The organism is Micromonospora terminaliae (assembly GCF_009671205.1).
Classification (GTDB): Bacteria; Actinomycetota; Actinomycetes; order Mycobacteriales; family Micromonosporaceae; genus Micromonospora; species Micromonospora terminaliae.
The window spans coordinates 6,097,123-6,114,752 of sequence record NZ_CP045309.1 but is presented as its reverse complement, the minus strand read 5'-3'; the positions used below and the strand labels follow the sequence as shown (position 1 = coordinate 6,114,752).

The following is a 17,630-nucleotide window of genomic DNA, read 5'->3' as shown; positions in this document are numbered from 1 at the left end:
ACCGGAACCGATCACCGGGCGTCCGCCCCCGTCAGGCGGGCTCCGTCCAGGCGGTCTGGATGAGCTGCTGGCCGTCCCGGCGGCGGACCAGCGTGCCCCGGCCCGGCGGTTGCGGGCTCGGCCGCAGGTTGCCGAAGACCGCGCCCTCCTCGCGGCTGCCGGACATGAGCAGGCCGGGCGAGTCCAGCTCGCGCAGCCGTTGCAGCACCGGCTCGTAGAGGGCACGGGCAACCCCACCCACCCGGCGGGTGATGATGAGGTGCAGGCCGATGTCCCGCGCCTGCGGCAGCAGTTCGTGCAGGGCGCTGAGCGGGTTGTTGCCACCCGAGGCGACCAGGTCGTAGTCGTCCACCAGGATGTAGAGCTCCGGCCCCTTCCACCAGCTCCGGTCGCGCAGCTGGGCGGTGGTCACGTTGGGACCGGGCAGCCGGTTCTGCAGGGCGCTGCGGATCGAACCGAGGCCCTGGCTGAAGACCTGGTTGGACGGTGCGTAGTCGAGCAGGTGGTCGCCCTCCACCGCACCTAGCAGGCCGCGCCGGTAGTCGGCGATGACGAGCCGGGCCTCAGCCGGGGTGTACCGCTCGGCGATGCCCCGGGCGATGAGCCGCAGCAGGTTGGTCTTGCCGCACTCGGCGTCGCCGAACACGGTCAGGTGCGGCTCGCTGGTCAGGTCCAGGTAGACCGGGGCGAGCGCCGACTCGTTGACCCCGATCGGGATGCCCGGGGCCGACCGGTCGACCACCTTCGCCAGCTCGGCGACGGTCAGCTTGCGCGGCAGCAGGCGCACCTTCGGCGCCGGACGCCCCGGCCAGTTGGTCGCGACGTGCCCGGCCAGGGCGACCGAGGCCTCGGTCAGATCCTCGATGTCGCGCTTGCCGTCGATCCGCGAGATCCCGGTGAGGAAGTGCAGCTTGTCGCGGGTCAGGCCGCGACCGGGCGTGCCGACCGGCACGTTCTGCGCGGCCCGCCGGTCGATCTCCGACTCGGCCGGGTCGCCGAGCCGCAGCTCCAGCTTGGTGCCGAGCAGGTCCCGCATGTTGATCCGGATCTCCGCCCACCGCACGGCGGTGATGACCACGTGTACGCCGAAACCGAGCCCGCGGTTGGCCAGGTTGGTGATGGTCTGCTCCAGCTCCTCGTACTCCTGGCGCAGCGTGTTCCAGCCGTCGATCACGAGGAAGACGTCGCCGAACGGGTCGTCGGCGAACTCGCCGGCCGCCCGGCGCCGGCGGTAGCTGGCCACCGAGTCGATGCCGTGCTGGGTGAACCGGTTCTCCCGCTCGTCGATGACGGCGACCACCTCGGCCACCGTGCGGCGGACCGCCTCGACGTCACGCCGCCCGGCCACACCGGAGGTGTGCGGCAGCCCGTCCAGGCTGCGCAGCGCGCCACCACCGAAGTCGAGGCAGAAGAACTGCACCTCGCGCGGGGTGTGGGTGAGCGCCAGCGAGGCCAGCATCGTGCGCAGCATGGTGCTCTTGCCGCTCAGCGAGGCGCCGACGATCACCACGTTGCCGCCGGCGCCGGACAGGTCCACCATCATCGGGTCGCGGCGCTGCTCGTACGGGCGGTCGACGATGCCGACCGGCACGGTGAGCCGGCCCCGCCCCGGCCAGTTGGCGGTGGTCAGGCCGAACGTCGGGTGCACGGCCAGCGGGGGCAGCAGCTCGGCCAGGGCCGGCGGCTCGGCCAGCGGCGGCAACCAGACCTGGTGCGCCGGGCGGCCCCGGTCCTTGAGCCGGTCGATGAGCACGTCGAGCATGGCCACGGCCTTGCCGTCGCCGGTCTGCTCCGGCTCGGGCGCCGTCTCGGCCGGGCTCGGCAGGGCCGGCGCCGGCACGTAGTCGATGCCGTAGGGGACGATGCGGCGCTGCACCTGCGCCCGGGTGGACCGCTGCACCTGCCCCGGCGCCCGGTACGGGCCGGACACGTAGGCGGCCCGGAACCGCAGCATCGTGGCGGTGTCGGTCTTCAGGTAGCCGTGGCCCGGCGCGCTCGGCAGCTCGTACGCGTCCGGCACGCCGAGCACGATGCGGCTCTCCACCGCCGAGAAGGTGCGCAGACCGATCCGGTACGACAGGTGGGTGTCGAGTCCCCGGAGTTTCCCCTCCTCCAGCCGCTGCGACGCCAGCAGCAGGTGGACGCCGAGCGACCGGCCGAGCCGGCCGATCATCACGAAGAGGTCGATGAAGTCCGGCTTCGCGGCTAGCAGCTCGGAGAACTCGTCGCAGATGATGAGCAGGCTGGGCATCGGTTCCAGCGGCTCGCCCGCGGCCCGGGCCTTCTCGTAGTCGTAGCGCGAGACGTAGTTGCCGGCCGCCCGCAGCACCTCCTGCCGGCGGTTCATCTCACCGGCCAGCGCGTCCCGCATGCGGTCGACCAGCGGCAGCTCGTCGGACAGGTTCGTGATGACCGCGCTGGTGTGCGGCAACGCGTCCAGTGAGGCGAAGGTGGCGCCACCCTTGAAGTCGACGAGGACGAAGTTGAGCTCCTCCGACGAGTGCGTCACGGCCAGCGCCGCGACCACCGTACGCAGCAGCTCGCTCTTGCCGGAGCCGGTCGCGCCGATGACCAGGCCGTGCGGGCCCATGCCCTCGTGCGCGGACTCCTTGAAGTCCAGCTCCACCACGTTGCCGTCCGGCCCGACGCCGAGCGGGATGCGCAGCCGGTCCCGGTGGCTGCGGGGCCGCCAGGTCTGCTGGGTGTCCACGGTGGCCGCATCGCCCACGCCGAGCAGGTCCGGCAGCTCCATGCTGCGGGCCAGCGGCTCCTCGGTGCTGGCGCCCTGCTGCTGGGAGAGCCGGTAGGGGGCGATCTGCCGGGCCAGCCCCTCGGCCGCCGCCATGCTGAGCCGGTCCGGCCGGCCCAGCCGGGACGTGGCCGTGCCGCGGACCAGGTCCAGCCCGCTGCCGTCGCCGGCGTCGAGGCAGAGCAGCCAGCGGCCGGCGTCGCGGGGCACCGTGCCGGACAGGTCGAGCACCGTGGCACCGAGCAGGCCCGACCCCATCAGCGCGCAGGTCGACGAGACCTCGCCACCGTCGAGCACCACCACGAGGTGCGGGGCCGTCGTGAGCGGCTTGGCCTCCGGGGCGAACCGGGGCCGGCCGCCCAGCTCGTTGGCGAGCGCCGCCTCCGCCTCGGCCAGGCTCGCGAAGACCATCCGGCGGGCGCCCGCCGCGTCCGTACGCCCGGGGTGCTGGGCGTGGGGCAGCCACTTCACCCAGTCCCACACCGGCTGCCGGTCCGGCGCGGCCACCACGGCCACGAGGAGGTCGTCCGGGGCGTGGAAGGTGACGAGCTGGCCCAGCGCGGCCCGGGCCAGGTCGAGCACCGGCTCCCGGTCGCCGCGCAGCACGATCCGGCTGAACGCGCGCAGCGACAGCGCGGTGGGCAGGTCCGGCACGCTGGAGTGGGCCCGGACGAACCGGCGCAGCGCGATCGCGCTCATCGGCTCCAGGTCCTCCACCGGCTTGGTCTCCGGCGGCACGATCTCCACGGCCAGCCGCTGCGGGCCGAGCGCGATGCGCGCCTCGCCGAAGTCGTCCTCGGTGATCCGCCGCTCCCACAGCCGCCGCGAGGCGGCGACCGACCAGAGCGCGTCGGGCTCCGGGTGCCGCCAGGTCATCGCGGAGCGCTGCTGCTCGGCGGCCCGCCGGGTGCGCTTGCGCATCTGGGCCAGGTAGCGCATGTAGTCGCGCCGCTGGGCGTTCAGCTCGGCCTTGTCGTTGCCACCGTTGCCGAGCGTGCCGACGGCCATGCCCAGCATCGACACGCCGAACAGGCCACCGGCCACGTACGTCATCATGCCGCCGCCGCGGCCGGCGTAGAGGAACGCCATGGCGCCGACGCCGCAGAGCATCGGCAGGATCATCAGCACCTGACCCATGCCCTTGGCCTGCGGCTCCGGCAGCTCGGGCGGGGACTCCAGCAGCACCTCCCCGCGCGGCAGCGCGGGCCCCGGTTGACGCGGAAGCCGGCGGAACACCACCGTGCTCAACCTTGTCTCCTCCCCAGAAGCGGCCCTGCACGTCGTCGGCCGACGCACCCGAGTCGTCGGGTGGGCAACCTGTGCGACCGCCATCGTAGGTAATCTCCCGGAGGCGCCGTGGACCCACGGGGGCGGCGCGCGCGGCCGAGGTGGATCGTAGGCGAGCACGAGGAGGCCACAGTGGCGACGAAGACGGCGACCGGCGGGCTGAGCCGGATCACCATCGTGGCGCCGCGGACCAGGATGGATCTGGCGCTGCCGTCCGACGTGCCGCTGGCCGACCTGTTGCCGACACTCCTGCGTTACGCCGGTGAGGATCTCGCCGACGAGGGTGTGCGGCACGGCGGCTGGAGCCTGTCCCGGCTCGGCGGGCAGCCGCTCGACGGCGGCCGCACCGCCGCGCAGCTCGGCGTTCGCGACGGCGAGGTGCTCTACTTCAACCCGCGCGCCGCCGCCGCGCCCGAGATCGTCTTCGACGACGTGGTGGACGCGGTCGCCACGGCGACCAACCAGCGGGCCGGTGCGTGGCAGGTGGGCACCACCCGCGCGTTCTCGGTGCTCCTCGCCGGTGCGGCACTGGCGGCCGGTGCGGCGGTGACGCTGTTCGCCGGGCCGCCGCAGCTGCCCGGCGCGCTCGCCGCGCTGGTGGTCGCGGTCGCGCTGCTGGTCACCGCCGCGGTGCTGTCCCGGGCGGCCGGTGACAGCCGGACCGGCGCGATGCTGGCCATGGGCGGCCTCGGGCACGCCGCGATCGGCGGCCTGCTGATGCTCGCCGGTGACCGGCGGCTCACCGAGCTGGCGAGCCCCCACGTGCTGCTGGCCGCGACCGCCGTGGTGCTCTTCGGCGCGGTCGCCGCGCTCGCCGTCGGTGACCGGCTGCCGCTCTTCCTCGGCGCGGTCGGGGTGGGCGTGGCGGTCGGCTTCGGCGCGGCGCTGTGCCTGGCCTTCGACATGGGTGCGGCGGGCGCCGCCGCGGTGGTGGCCACCGTGGCGTTCGGCGCCCTGCCGGCGCTGCCGATGATCTCCTACCGGCTGGCCCGGCTGCCGGTGCCGTCGATCCCGACCGGTCCGGACGACCTGAAGAGCGACACCGAGTCGGTGGACGGCCCGCGGGTGCTGCGCAACAGCGAGCGGGCCGACGCGTTCCTCACCGGTCTGCTGTGGACGGTCTCGGTGCTGGTGCTCGGCGGCGAGGTGGTGCTCGCCGACAACGGCCGGCTGCCGGCGGTGCTGCTCTGCCTCGTGCTGGCCCTGCTGGCGCTGCTGCGGGCCCGCCCGTTTCTGGGCCGCGGCCAGCGCACGCCGGTGCTGCTGGCCGGCACCGCCGGCCTCGGGCTGGCCGCCGCGGCCACCTTCGGCGCCAACCCGCTCCCGGTCCGGCTCGGGCTGATCCTGGGCGGCCTGCTGGTGGTGGCCGCGATCAGCCTGATCTACGGGCTCACCGTGGCGGGCAAGCGGATCTCGCCGGTCTGGGGCCGCACCCTGGACATCGTCGAGATCCTGCTGATCGTCGCGCTGGTGCCGCTGGCCGTCTGGGTGTGCGGCCTCTACGGCTGGATCGTCAACCTTCGGCCGTGACCGTGCCCATGGCGGTGCCCACCGGCGCCGTGGCGTAGACGCCCGGACCGTGCTGGCCGTCCAGCGGGCGGGCCGGCACGCCGGCGCGGCGGGCCACGTCCTGGACCACCTTCACCAGCGCCTCGGCGTGGCCGTCCATGGCCGCCACCCGCAGCAGCGGCGGAAGCTGCCGGCCGCCGGGAAGCACCACGGCGGCGACCGTGTGCGACGGGGCGGAGGTGGCGGTCACCGCGTCGACCAGGGCGCCCAGCGAGCCGTTGGGACGGACCCGCAGCGCCAGGCAGCGCTGGGTCCAGCCGCCGCCGCGCAGGCTGCTCCAGGTCTCCACGGGCGACTCCGGGGCCAGGTCGAGCCCGGCGCCGGAGACGACCGCCGCGTGCAGCTCGTCCCGGCCGAGCACCCGGTGGCCGAGGCCGGCGGCGTTGAGCGCCTTGCCGAGCCGGCCGACGCCGGCCGCGACGGTGCGGTGCACACCGCGCAGGCCACCGCCCCGGCTCACCGTCTCGGTGCGGGCGTCGGCGACGGACAGGCGCAGCGCCACCCACACCGTGCGGTGTGCCGCCGGGGGCGCGCCGGGCGCCGGGTACCAGACCAGGGTGTGCGAGACGACCTGCGTCTGGGTGACCGGCCCGGTGAAGTCGGCGAGCACCGCGAGCGCCCGGTCGAGCACCGCCGCCTCGATCGACCCGGCCGGCGTGCCGGGCCGGCCGGTCAACGCGACGGCGGCGAACCAGCCCCGGTCGTCCTGGCCGATGCCGAGCCGGGTGCCGCGCTCGGCCAGCTCGACGACGGACAGCTCCGGTGCGAGCGCGGCCAGCCGCGGGTCACCGGCCGGCGCTGCGCCCCGGGCCGCGTTCCGGCGGCGGCGCAGGCGGCGGCGGAGCATCAGGTCCTCGTACCACCAGCGGCCGCCGCGGCGGGCGAAGGCGGCCACCACGGCCAGCAGCGCCAGCACGGCGACGACGGCGAGCAGCCAGGACGGGCCGCCGGTGGCGAACCAGACGGCGAGCGCGGCGCACTCGAGCACCACGAGCTGGCCGACGACCACCGGGCCGAGCCGGCCGCGGCGGCGCCGGTCGACCGGGGTGACCGGTCGGTCCGCCGGCACGGCGGGGGCGGTGGCCGTACGAGCGGGTGGCGCCTGGACCTGGGTCATCGCTGAGCGTCCCTTCTGGACATCCTGGGCATCCGCCGGTGCGGTGGGCCGCCGGAGGGCGGGCGGGGTCCCGGTGAACCGCCGACGGCCCCTTATCGTAGGGAAGCCCGCGGCGGCGTTCAGACCTGATCGCCGCGGACCCACCCCTGCCGGAGGTTAGTCATGCGGACCCGCCGCGATCAGGTGCAGGCGTACCGCTTCGTCACCCGCCGCATCGTCTCGGCGCTGCTCTCCGGTGACCCGGAGACCAACGACCTGCCGATGCGGCGCCTCGGCATGGCGGTGTTCGGCAGCGTCATCGCGGCGGCCGTCGTGCTCGGCGGCGCGGGGGCGTACGGGCAGCTCACCGGCAACTCCGCGCCGCTGGAGCCGAACACGCTGGTGATCGAGCGGGAGACCGGGGCGACCTACGTCTTCACCGACGACAAGGTGCTGCACCCGACGCTCAACTACGCGTCGGCGCGGCTCATCCTCAACGACGCCGCCGCCGAGGTCCGCACCGTCTCCCAGGCCTCGATCAAGGATCGGCCGCGGGGCCGGGCGGTCGGCATCGTGGGCGCCCCGGACGACGTGCCGGACAAGAAGTCGCTGGTCGGCCTCCCCTGGTCGGTGTGCGACGTGCCCGACGCGAACGATCCGCAGCGCTCCACCACCCGCCTGGTGATCGACCGGCCGTTGCCCGGCGGCACCCCGCTCGCCGACCGGGCGGTCCTGGTCAAGGTGAACGACGCCCGATACCTGCTCACCGGCGGCGCGCGGCTGCGGGTGATCGGCGACGAGCAGGCGCTGGTGGCGTTGAAGATGGCCGGTGCGGCCACCCTCACGGTCGGGCAGCAGCTGCTCAACGCCGTACCGGTCGGCCCGGCGCTGCGCAAGCCGACCATCGACGGCGAGGGCGACGCCAGCGGGCTGACCGTCGGCGACCGTCCGGCCCGGGTCGGCCAGGTCTACCGGGCCGCCGGCCAGTACTACGTGCTGGCCAAGCAGGGCCTGGTGGCGATCCGCGAGGTCACGGCGCTGCTGCTGCTCGGCGGCGGCGGTCAGGTCACCGACATCACGCCGGACCAGGCCGGGCAGCTCCTCACCGACCAGCGGCTGGAGGCCGAGGGCCTGCCCGACCGGCTGCCCACCCTGCACGAGGTGCGCGCCGGCCGGACGGTGCTCTGCGCCACCTACCGATCCGGGCCGGGCGGCCAGCCGACCACCACCCTGGAGGTCTTCGACCAGCCGCCGGCCGAGCTGACCGCGGAGACCGGGGTGCCCGCGCGGCAGAGCAGCCGCGACGCGGTGCGGACCGCCGAGAGCGTGCTGCTGCCCGGCGGCAAGGGCGTCCTGGTGCAGACCACCGCCGGTGAGAGCGGGAAGGCGGCGGCCGGCTCGACGGTCTACCTCATCACCGCGCAGGGCGTCCGCTTCCCGCTCGGCACCGCCTCGGGCGACGCGAAGAGCGCCCTCGGCTACGGCGACGTGGCCCCGCTCGCGGTGCCCGCGTCCCTGCTCGCGCTGGTGCCGACCGGGCCGACTCTGGAGCGCGAGGCCGCGATGAACCACTTCGATCCGGGTGCGGCGTCCGGCGGCGGTTCGACGTCCGGGCCGGGTGACGATGCGGCCCCGGCGCAGGGCGGATGACCGGGACGGTGACGGTCCGAAGTGGATGGCCCCCGATGACGGGTCGCCCCGGCTGGCCCGGGTCGACTAACCTGAACGTGGCCAACGGTTCTCGACGATGACTACGGGGATGCAGCCATGACCGGGCGCACGACAGTAGACGTACTGTCCTTGGAGGACTTCCACCAGCGGCTCGAGCGCCGGCTGAGCGAGGCCGAGTCGGTGTTGAAGAAGCTCAACACCGAGATGCAGTGCCGGCCGCCGGCACTCGGCACGTTCACCGACGCCACCGACAACTCCCGTCGCTACTCCGAGACGCACCAGAGCTACGTCAACCACGTCGAGCGGTTGCGCCGGGCGATCGTGGCCGCCCAGAAGGCCACCAGGACCATCATGACCAACTACAGGACCGCCGAGGCACGCAACGCGGCCGCCGCGGCCGACATCGTCGCCGCTCTCTCGGGGCTGACCGAGGCGATGAAGCCGAAGGGAGAGGATCCGCGTGTCTGAATACACCCAGCGCTACGAGCACGTCAGCCACAAGGAGCTCTACCAGGGCGTCAACGCCGGCGACCCGAAGCAGATCGACGGGCTCAGCGCCCAGTGGACGTCGATGAAGGGCACCCTCGACGACCTCAGCCGCGACCTGACGGCCGACCTGGACGCGCTGCTGAAGACCTGGTCGGGTGACGCCGCGCGCGAGTTCCACCGCCGGCTCAACCTGGTCGCCGACTACTCCGGCAACCTGGCCGAGGGCATGACGGGCATCCGACAGGGGCTCGACATGATGGCCGGCGAGCTGCGCACCGCCCAGGCCAAGGCGGAGAGCCCCGAGGAGACCGACGACAACGACAAGCTGCTCTCCGGCGCCGGAAAGGGCTTCCTGGTCGGCGGCCTGCCGGGCGCGGTGGTCGGCGGCATCGTCGGCCACGAGCAGGACAAGGCCGAGCAGGAGAAGGCGCACCAGCGGATGGTGCAGGTCGTCGCGAAGCTGGCCGAGGGCTACGACTTCTCGGCCTACGGCCGCATCGTGGTGCCGGAGCCGCCGGATTCGGGTCTCCCGGGTCACGGCGACCCCACCGACCCGACGCTGAAGAGCGGGCCCTCGGCCGGCACGCCGTCGGCCGGGCCGGGCGTCGGCAGCTTCGGCCCCGCGGCCGGTGCCACCGCCGGCACCTCGGGCGTGCACCACACCGCCCCGGGCAGCGGCACCGTGGGCGGCGGCACGCCGGGCGGTGACACGACGGGCGGGCAGCCCGGCGCCGGCACCCCGGGCACCATCGGCGCGGGCGGCACGGTCGAGCCGACCGGCACCTCGCTCGCCGGGGCGGCCCCGCTGACCGCGACCGGCCCGGCCACCGGCCTGGCGGGCGGCCCCGGGCTCGGCGGCACCAGTCCGGCGCTGCCGACCGCCGGGGGCGGCGGCTCGCTCTACGGCATGCCCGGCGTGCTGGGTGGCACCGGGTCGCTGGCCAGCTCGGGCGGTGGCTCGGCGGGCTCCGGCCGGGTCGGCGGGATCGGCGCGGAAAGCCGGTCGGCCGCGGGCACCGGCCGCCTGGCGTCCGGGCGGGGCGTGACGATCGAGACCGAGAGCCGCGCCACCGGTAAGGGCGGCACGACCGGGCGGCCCGCGATGGCCGGCCGCAACGGCGTCCTCGGCGCGCGCGGCGACGGGGACGACGAGTCCGAGGGCCGGCTGACCTGGCTGACCGAGGACGAGATGGTCTGGACCGACGGCGAGGCGGCTCCGCCGCCGGTGCTCGGCGGCAACTGACCGCAGGCTCACGACGGCGCGGCGCCCCACACGGGGCGCCGCGCCGTTTCGCGTCGCGCACCCGCACACCGGGCCGCCGGCACCAGGGGGCGACCGAACGGTTCGTCCACAGCGAATCGTGGGACGGGTCACGTCCATGGGAAAGATCGTCGAGCTGCACGAGGCGGAACTGACCGATAGGTTGAAGCGGTGCTGCCCGTAGCGTTCGCCTCGTCCCTCTGGACGGCGACGCTGCGCCGGATCGCCCGCACGGCCGTGACCGCGCTCGCCGTCATCGCCGGCGTCACCGGCCCGGCCGCCGTGCCGGCCGCCGACCACGTCCACCCGACCGCGTCGGCCCGCCCGGCCGTCGGTCTCCGGGTCGACGTTCCGGCCGCCGTCCCCGTCGACGTGGCGCCGGTGGTCCGCCGGGCCGCGGCGGCGTCCGGCCTCCGGACCGCAGCCGACTCGCCCGCCCGGCACGCGTTCGCCGCGCCGGCCCCGGCCGGGCCGCCGCACCGGGCCGTCGCCGACGTGGCCATCCCCGCGGGCACGGTCGTCGTGGCCGCCTCCGACCCCGGCCGGGCCGCCATCGCCCGCCGCGGTCCGCCGCGCGCCTGACCGCGCCGCCCCCGGGGGTACGCCCCGGCGCCGCCGCACCGCTCCCCGTCGCGCCCCGCCGCTCCCCGCCGGGTTCGCCGCGACCGGCCCGCCGCCCGGGCCCCGACCGTTGACTCCGACCGTTCCACCACGAGGTGCTGGTGATGCAGACCGTCTTCTCCACCGTCCTGCCCGACGTTCCCCGGGCCGCCGTGATCTGGCTGGCCCTGCTCGCCGTGGCGGCGACCGTGGTCGCCGCGCTGATCGTCCGACCGGACCGGTTCCGGTCGGTGTTCGGCGACCGGATCAGCGAGGCCGCGCGGCCCAGCAGCATCGAGCTCGCCGAGCAGGCCCGCGAGCACGCCCGGGAACAGTCCCGGTACGCGCAGGAGGTGGCCGTGGCCGCGTCCCGGGCGGCGGCGACCGCCGAGCGGCGCCGGGCCGAGTGGCTGGCCGCCCAGGAGGAGGTCGAGGAGGCGTGGCGGGCGTACGAGGCGGCGGAGGAGGACGTCCGGCGGCTGGCGGCCGCCGCGTCGCTGCCCCTGCCCCGGACCGTCCGGACCCCCGCCGAGTACGCGGACCGGGAGCGGTGGCTGCACCGGGCGGCGCTGAACGCCCAGTGGCGCAAGGAAATCACCGTGCAGCAGCTCAGCGACATCCTCGGCCACCGGGGCTGGGATCCGCGCCGGCACCCGGTCGAGCAGGAGCTGCTCCTGCGCCGGCTGGTCCTGGACAACCTCCGGGCCCGCCAGCAGGCGGCCGTGGAGCGGGAGCAGGCCGCGTGGCGGGCCGCCGAGCTGGCCGCCGCCGCGGCGGGGAGCCTGCGCGACGAGGCGTACGCGGCGACCCGCCCGGCGGCCGTGCCCGGTTCCTCGCTGTCCCTCGTGGACCTGACCGGGCCGGAGGCCACCCGTGAGCTCCCGCCGTCGGCCCGGGCCGTCGAGACGACCCGCGAGCTGACCCCGGCGGCCCGGGGGCGCGCGGCGGTGCCGGCGTACTGACGCCTCCGGGCGGAGCTGGCTGGGCTCGGTTAGCGTGATTCCGTGTCCCGTGAAGCCTGGGTACTGGTCGTGCTCGCCGCCGTCGCCGCGCTGGCGACGCTGGTCGGGGCGGTGGTCCTCGCCGTCCGGGTGGTCCGCACCCGCCGCATGCTGGGCGCGCTCGGGGTCGGCGGCAAGGTGGCCTTCTACGGCGCGCTGATCTACACGATCCTGCCGGTGGACGTGCTCCCCGACCCGATCTACCTGGACGACATGGGCGTGCTGGCCGGCGCGCTGATCTACCTGGGCCGGCTGGCCGCCAGGCACCGTGCGGAGCAGCGCGGGCTGCCCGACCGGTCGGACTCCCCGCCGGGCTCGGGCCGGCAGCGCCGTCCCGTGTCATGATCGGCGCGGGGGCCGGCGGTCGGCCCGGACCAGGGCACCGAGGACGGCACATGGCGGGCGATCACCGGCTGGACCCACACGACGAGCGGGTCGCGCAATTCTTCCGGGACCGTCACCTCGGCACGCTGACCACGCTGCGCGCGGACGGCACCCCGCACGTCGTACCCGTGGGGGTCACCTTCGACGCGGACGCGGGCCTGGCCCGCGTGATCACCTCGGGCACCTCGGCCAAGGCCCGGCACGTCGCCGCGGCCGGCCCGGCGGGCGCCCCCGTGGCGGTGTGCCAGGTCGACGGCCGCTGGTGGCTGACCGTGGAGGGCCGGGCGGTGGTGCGCCGCGACCCGGAGTCGGTGGCCGAGGCCGAGCGGCGGTACGCCGCCCGTTACCGCACCCCGCGTCCGAATCCGCAGCGCGTGGTCATCGAGATCGCCGTGACCCGCCTCCTCGGCAGTCTTCCCACCGGCACCACCTGACCCGCCCGACACGGCCCCGGCGACCCGCCCGCGCCGGATGTCCGGTTAAACCGTGACGGCCGCCACCTGCGGAAATCGCGACTCGCCGCGGCCCGTTGCACCTCTCGTACGAGCGAGAAAGAGCGAGCGGGCGCAGGCCCGCCGCCCCCGGTGAGCGAGCGGGGCCGCGCCCTGGAGCGCACCCAGAATCCCCGAGGCACGCCGAGCGCCACTCCCGGTGCCGCGTCTCCGGACCCCCGGCGACGTCTACCCCCGAATGGAGCTTCGACATGAACTCGATCTTCCGTAAGAGCATGCTGTCCGTCGCCGGCCTGATGGTGTGCGGCGGGACCGTCGTGGGTCCGGCCGTCGCCGCGCACGCCGCGCCGTCGGCGGCCGTCAAGGGCAAGGGCGAGCGCAGCGCCGGCTACGAGTACGAGGCGCAGCCGAACTTCTTCTACTGCGGGCCGGCCTCGACCCGGATCGCCCTGTCGGCCGAGGGCAAGGAGGTCAGCCAGGACGAGCTGGCCGCCAAGCTGGGCACCACCGAGAACGGCACCGACTCGGCCATCGACATCACCCGGGTGCTCAACGAGTACACCGGTGGCAAGTACAAGACCACCGAGATCCGGGACGACGTGGCCACCAAGGAGCAGGTCGAGCGGCTGCGGGCGGACGTGAAGGCGGCTGTGGACCAGGGCCGGCCGGTCGTCGCCAACATCCTGGGCGGCGCGCTGGACATCGATGGTGTCGAGCACAGCTACCCCGGCCATTACCTGACCGTGGTGGAGTACAAGGACGACGGCAACACGGTGCTGATCGCCGACCCGGCCAGCCCGAACGAGCCGACGTACTGGATGGACGTGACCGAGCTGGCCAACTGGATCGCCGGCCGCGGTTACAGCTCCTGACCGATCGCACCGGGCCGGTCTCCCCCGAGCGGGGAGGCCGGCCCTTTCGGCGTCCTGTTCCGGCACCGGCCCCGCTAGAGTCTGGACCGTGCCGCGACCGGTGATCTTCGACCTGTTCCACACCCTGGTGCCCGGCGGGGACCCCGAGCGGGACCGGGTGGTCGGTGAGATGGCCCTGATGGTGGGGGTGGAGCCCGCCGCGCTGGTCGAGGCGTACCACGCCACCTGGCGGGACCGGATGACCGGCTGGGACGCCGCCGAGACGGTACGCGTCCTGGCCCGGCGGCTCGGCGGCGCGCCCACCGAGGAGCAGGTGGCCCGGGCCGCCGCGCACCGCCGGGAGCTGGCCCGGCGGCTGCTCAGCCGCGTCCGGCCGTCGACCGTGGCCGTGCTGGACGCGCTGCGCGCCGACGGCCACCGGATCGGGCTGGTCAGCAACGCCACCGCGGAGACCGCCGAGGCGTGGCCGTCGACCGATCTGGCCCGCCGCTTCGACGTCGCGGTCTTCTCCTGCGACGTCCACCTGGCCAAGCCCGACCCGGCGATCTACCGGCTGGCGGCCGAACGCCTCGGCGTCGCGCCGGACGAGTGTGTCTTCGTCGGCGACGGCGCGGACGGGGAGTTGGCAGGCGCGGCGGCGGTCGGCATGACGGTGGTCCGGACGACCGAGCACAACGACACCGACCCGAGCTGGGCCGGCCGGGCGCTGACCGCCCTCGGTGAGCTGCCCGACCTGCTCCACGAGCCGGCCCGGGGGCGCTGAACCGGCGGCGCCCTCCCGTCACGGGGACGGGAGGGCGCCGGGAGCCGGAGGTCAGTGGGTGAGGATCTGGGCCAGCACGTCGTGCACGTGGGTGTTCGGGTGCTTGCCGGTGAACTGCTCGGCCAGCGGCCCGTACGCGGTCACCGGCACGTCGGCGCCGGTGTGGCCGCTGGTCGTCCAGTCCAGCTTGAAGCTCTGGCCGCTGCCCTTGATCGGGAACGGGCCGTCCTCGGCCGAGATGCCGTCACCGGACTCGTCGGAGGCGTCGGTGTCCTCGACGGTCAGGCCGCCGCACTCGTGGTCGCCGGTCACCACGACCAGGGTGTCCGGGTGGCTGGCCGCGTAGTTGCGGGCGACGGCCACGGCCTTCTCCAGCTCGCCGAGCGCCTGGAGCATCCGGGTGCCGTTGTTGTTGTGGGCGAACTCGTCGATGCCCTCCTCCTCGACGAAGAGGAAGAAGCCCTTCTTGTTCGTCGACAGGGTCGAGAGCGCCTTCTCGGTCATGGTGGCCAGGCTGGCCGGCGGGGCGTACACGTCGCCCTGGCCCTCGGCCCGCTGCTGGAACAGCTCCTCGTTGCCGAAGAGGCCGAGCAGCTTGCCGCCCTTGGCCGCCTGGAGTTCGGCGGCCGTGGAGACGTACCGGTAGCCCTTGCTCTTCGCCTCGGCGATCAGGTCGCCCTTGGTGCCCTTGCTGGCCTCGGACGGGTCCTCGGCCGGCTGGTCCGGGTACGCGCCGGCCTTGCCGGCCGGCAGCCACCAGTCCTCGCCGCCGCCCAGGATGACGTCGGGCCGGGTGACCTCGAGGTACTGCCGGGCGATCTCGTCCTGCTTCCCGCGGTCGGCGGTGTTGGCGAAGAAGGCCGCGGGGCTGGCGTCGGTGACCTGGGCGGTGGTGACCAGGCCGGTGGACTTGCCGGCCGCCTTGGCCTGGGCGCCGAGGACGGGCAGCGGGTTGCCGTCCACGTCGACGCTGATCGCGCCGTTGTAGGTCTTCTCGCCGGTGGCCCAGGCGGTCGCCGCCGCGGCCGAGTCGGTGATCGGCGTCTTCGGGTCGTGCGGGCTGGTGGTGAGCTGGCCGGAGTAGGGCAGCTTGTCCATGGTGAGCTGGCCGTCGAGGCCGGCCAGGTAGAGGCGGGCCGCCTCGCGGTGGGCGGCGGCCATGCCGTCGCCGTTGATGAAGATGACGTTGCGGGCCTTGCCCTTCGCCGCGCCGGCGTCGGCGGCGGTGATCGGGTTGGCCAGGCTCAGTCCGGCGGCGGCCACTGCCCCGGCGACGACGGGGGCGAGCAGCCAGCGGCGGGAACGGAATGTCACGGGTGTCCTCCTGGCGGATGGAACGTTTGCAGCTCTCACGCAACCGCAGCCACCGGCCGGACAGTTGGCCGTCACATTAACGGAGCGCGACCGTTGCCGGGACTCTTGTCGCCCGAGGCAACGGCAATTCGGCTGGTTCAGCCGACCGCACGGGGGTAGTGGCCCGGGCAAGCCGTTCCGCAACCCACCGGTAAGGGGCTACCAAGATGACCGACGTACAGACGGAACGGGACGTCGTCGACGTCCTGATGACCGACCACCGCGAGGTCGAGGCGATCTTCGTCGAGCTGGAGAGCCGGCAGGGCACCCCGGAGCACCGGCGGCGGCTCGCCGACGTGGTGATCGCCGAGCTGGTCCGCCACGCCGTGGCCGAGGAGGCCTACGTCTACCCGACCGCCCGCAAGGCGCTCCCCGATGGCGATCAGCTCGCCGAGCACGAGATCGCCGAGCACTCCGACGCCGAGCGGACCATGAAGGAGCTGGAGTCGCTGGACCCCTCCGAGCCGCGCTTCGACGAGCTGCTGACCCACCTCACGGCGACGATCCGCCACCACGTGCAGGACGAGGAGACCGACCTCTTCCCAAGGCTGCGCGCGGCGTGCGCCCGCGAGGAGCTGGTTGAGCTGGCCGGCAAGGTCGAGGCCGCGAAGAAGTCCGCGCCGACCCGGCCGCACCCGGCCGCGCCGGACCACCCGCCGGCGAACAAGCTGCTCGCCCCGGGCACCGGCCTGGTCGACCGGATGCGCGACGCGCTCAGCGGCCGGCCCACCTCGATGCAGGAGCTGCGCGAGAAGAACTGAACCCCACCGGCCGAGGCGGCCACGCTCTCCCCACGGGGGGCGTGGCCGCCGCCGCGGGTCAGGGGGTCTGGGGGTACGGGTCGAGCGGGCGCGGCCGGGTCGACGTCCACCGTGGTGCTAGCTTCATGCCGAACGCCAGTCACGGGCGGAGGCGGCCGGCATGGATCGGTTCAGGACGCGTTTCGAGGTGCGGGACGAGCGGTTCCGCCGGGTCAACGGCGACGAGTGGACGGAGTGCCTCTGGACCGGCGGCCGCTGGTTGGAGGGCCCGGCCTGGTTCCCCGCGGGGCGGTACCTGGTGTTCAGCGACATCCCCAACGACCGGCTGCTGCGCTGGGACGAGACGACCGGCGCGGTCGGGGTGTTCCGCCAGCCCGCCGGCTACGCCAACGGGCACACCGTCGACCGGCGGGGGCGGCTGGTGAGCTGCGAGCAGGGCGCGCGGCGGGTCACCCGGACCGAGGCCGACGGCACCGACACGGTGCTCGCCGAACGCTGGCGGGGCAAGCGGCTGAACAGCCCCAACGACGTGGTCGAGCACTCCGACGGCTCGATCTGGTTCACCGACCCGAGCTACGGCATCGACAGCGACTACGAGGGCCACCGGGCCGAGAGCGAGATCGGCGGCAACCACGTCTACCGGGTCGACCCGCACGACGGTGCGGTGCGCCGGGTCGCCGACGACTTCGGGCAGCCGAACGGCCTGGCGTTCAGCCCCGACGAGTCCCTGCTCTACGTGGTCGACACCCGGGCGAAGCACCTGCGCCGGTTCGCGGTGGCCGAGGGCGGCACGCTGCGCGGCGGCGAGGTCTTCGCCACCTGCGAAGCGGGCTCCTTCGACGGCGTACGCCTCGACGACGCCGGCCGGGTCTGGGCGGCGGCGCACGACGGGCTGCACTGCTTCGACCCCGACGGCACCCTGCTCGGCAAGCTGCACCTGCCGGAGGTGGTCGCCAACTTCACCTTCGGCGGCCCGAAACGCAACCAGCTCTACATCTGCGCCTCCAGCTCGCTGTTCAGCCTGCGGGTCAACGTCAACGGGGCGCGCTACCCCGGCTGGTGACCGGTCAGCCCTCCGGCGCGATCCGCCGGAGACTCTCCACCTCGGACACCACGATCGCCTCCATGGGGCAGGACTCCGCCGCGTCGAGCACCGCCTCGTCGGCGGCGATCCGCTCGGCCACCGGCCGGGACAGACCGTCGACCAGCTCGAAGTGCCGTGGCGCCACCCCGGCGCAGATCCCCGACCCGATGCACCGGGCCGGGTCGACGTGCAGCCGCCACTGGGTCTCTCCGCTCACGCGTCCTCCCCCGGCCCGGCC

At 74.6% G+C, this 17,630-nt stretch carries 16 protein-coding genes; 12 read left to right on the top strand and 4 right to left on the bottom strand.

All coding sequences use genetic code 11. From position 1 onward, the window contains the following. Positions 1-31: 31 nt before the first annotated feature. Positions 32-3,997, bottom strand: coding sequence for a type VII secretion protein EccCa (gene eccCa / locus GCE86_RS28360; protein ID WP_154229741.1), 3,966 nt, complete (start codon positions 3,995-3,997; stop codon positions 32-34). A 171-nt stretch (positions 3,998-4,168) separates the two neighbouring features. Between eccCa and eccD the strand changes: the two genes are divergently transcribed. Then, positions 4,169-5,566 carry a type VII secretion integral membrane protein EccD gene (gene eccD, locus GCE86_RS28355; RefSeq protein WP_154229740.1) on the top strand — a complete coding sequence of 466 codons (1,398 nt, stop codon included), beginning with the start codon at positions 4,169-4,171 and terminating at the stop codon, positions 5,564-5,566. Here eccD and GCE86_RS28350 read toward each other — a convergent pair. Further along, entirely contained in the window at positions 5,550-6,722 is a 1,173-nt protein-coding gene (locus GCE86_RS28350) for a type VII secretion protein EccE (protein ID WP_154229739.1), read from the bottom strand. The two genes, eccD and GCE86_RS28350, sit on opposite strands and share 17 nt — an antisense overlap. 162 nt (positions 6,723-6,884) lie before the next feature. On the opposite strand from GCE86_RS28350, the gene eccB reads away from it, so the two are divergent. From eccB to GCE86_RS28305, 9 genes are all read left to right on the top strand, one after another. Continuing rightward, positions 6,885-8,351 (top strand): type VII secretion protein EccB, encoded by a 1,467-nt coding sequence (gene eccB, locus GCE86_RS28345; RefSeq protein WP_154229738.1) that lies wholly within the window; start codon positions 6,885-6,887, stop codon positions 8,349-8,351. 117 nt (positions 8,352-8,468) lie between these two features. Continuing rightward, entirely contained in the window at positions 8,469-8,840 is a 372-nt protein-coding gene (locus tag GCE86_RS28340; protein WP_154229737.1) for a hypothetical protein, read from the top strand. Beyond that, a complete protein-coding gene (locus tag GCE86_RS28335; protein ID WP_154229736.1) occupies positions 8,833-10,104 on the top strand; it encodes a WXG100 family type VII secretion target in 1,272 nt (423 codons plus the stop codon). Before GCE86_RS28340 ends, GCE86_RS28335 begins: the two co-directional genes overlap by 8 nt. A gap of 189 nt (positions 10,105-10,293) precedes the next feature. Further along, entirely contained in the window at positions 10,294-10,704 is a 411-nt protein-coding gene (locus GCE86_RS28330; protein WP_154229735.1) for a hypothetical protein, read from the top strand. Positions 10,705-10,847: 143 nt separating this feature from the next. Then, positions 10,848-11,684, top strand: coding sequence for a hypothetical protein (locus GCE86_RS28325; RefSeq protein WP_154229734.1), 837 nt, complete (start codon positions 10,848-10,850; stop codon positions 11,682-11,684). 42 nt (positions 11,685-11,726) lie between these two features. Beyond that, on the top strand, positions 11,727-12,068 hold the full coding sequence (locus tag GCE86_RS28320; RefSeq protein ID WP_154229733.1) for a YkvA family protein: 342 nt from the start codon (positions 11,727-11,729) through the stop codon (positions 12,066-12,068). A gap of 50 nt (positions 12,069-12,118) precedes the next feature. Further along, positions 12,119-12,541 carry a pyridoxamine 5'-phosphate oxidase family protein gene (locus tag GCE86_RS28315; RefSeq protein WP_154229732.1) on the top strand — a complete coding sequence of 141 codons (423 nt, stop codon included), beginning with the start codon at positions 12,119-12,121 and terminating at the stop codon, positions 12,539-12,541. 269 nt (positions 12,542-12,810) lie between these two features. Beyond that, entirely contained in the window at positions 12,811-13,431 is a 621-nt protein-coding gene (locus GCE86_RS28310; protein ID WP_154229731.1) for a C39 family peptidase, read from the top strand. An 88-nt stretch (positions 13,432-13,519) separates the two neighbouring features. Then, the gene (locus tag GCE86_RS28305) at positions 13,520-14,194 is read left to right on the top strand and encodes an HAD family hydrolase (protein ID WP_154229730.1); all 675 of its coding nucleotides are present in this window, start codon (positions 13,520-13,522) and stop codon (positions 14,192-14,194) included. 51 nt (positions 14,195-14,245) lie between these two features. Here GCE86_RS28305 and GCE86_RS28300 read toward each other — a convergent pair whose 3' ends face one another. Next, on the bottom strand, positions 14,246-15,508 hold the full coding sequence (locus tag GCE86_RS28300; RefSeq protein ID WP_154229729.1) for an alkaline phosphatase: 1,263 nt from the start codon (positions 15,506-15,508) through the stop codon (positions 14,246-14,248). A gap of 206 nt (positions 15,509-15,714) precedes the next feature. Here GCE86_RS28300 and GCE86_RS28295 point away from each other — a divergent pair, with 206 nt between their 5' ends. Both GCE86_RS28295 and GCE86_RS28290 read left to right on the top strand, forming a co-directional pair. Continuing rightward, entirely contained in the window at positions 15,715-16,308 is a 594-nt protein-coding gene (locus GCE86_RS28295; RefSeq protein WP_154229728.1) for a hemerythrin domain-containing protein, read from the top strand. Between the two features lie 160 nt (positions 16,309-16,468). After that, positions 16,469-17,371 carry an SMP-30/gluconolactonase/LRE family protein gene (locus tag GCE86_RS28290; RefSeq protein WP_154229727.1) on the top strand — a complete coding sequence of 301 codons (903 nt, stop codon included), beginning with the start codon at positions 16,469-16,471 and terminating at the stop codon, positions 17,369-17,371. Positions 17,372-17,375: 4 nt separating this feature from the next. On the opposite strand, the gene GCE86_RS28285 is transcribed toward GCE86_RS28290, so the two are convergent. Beyond that, positions 17,376-17,609, bottom strand: coding sequence for a ferredoxin (locus tag GCE86_RS28285; protein ID WP_154229726.1), 234 nt, complete (start codon positions 17,607-17,609; stop codon positions 17,376-17,378). Positions 17,610-17,630 lie beyond the last annotated feature (21 nt).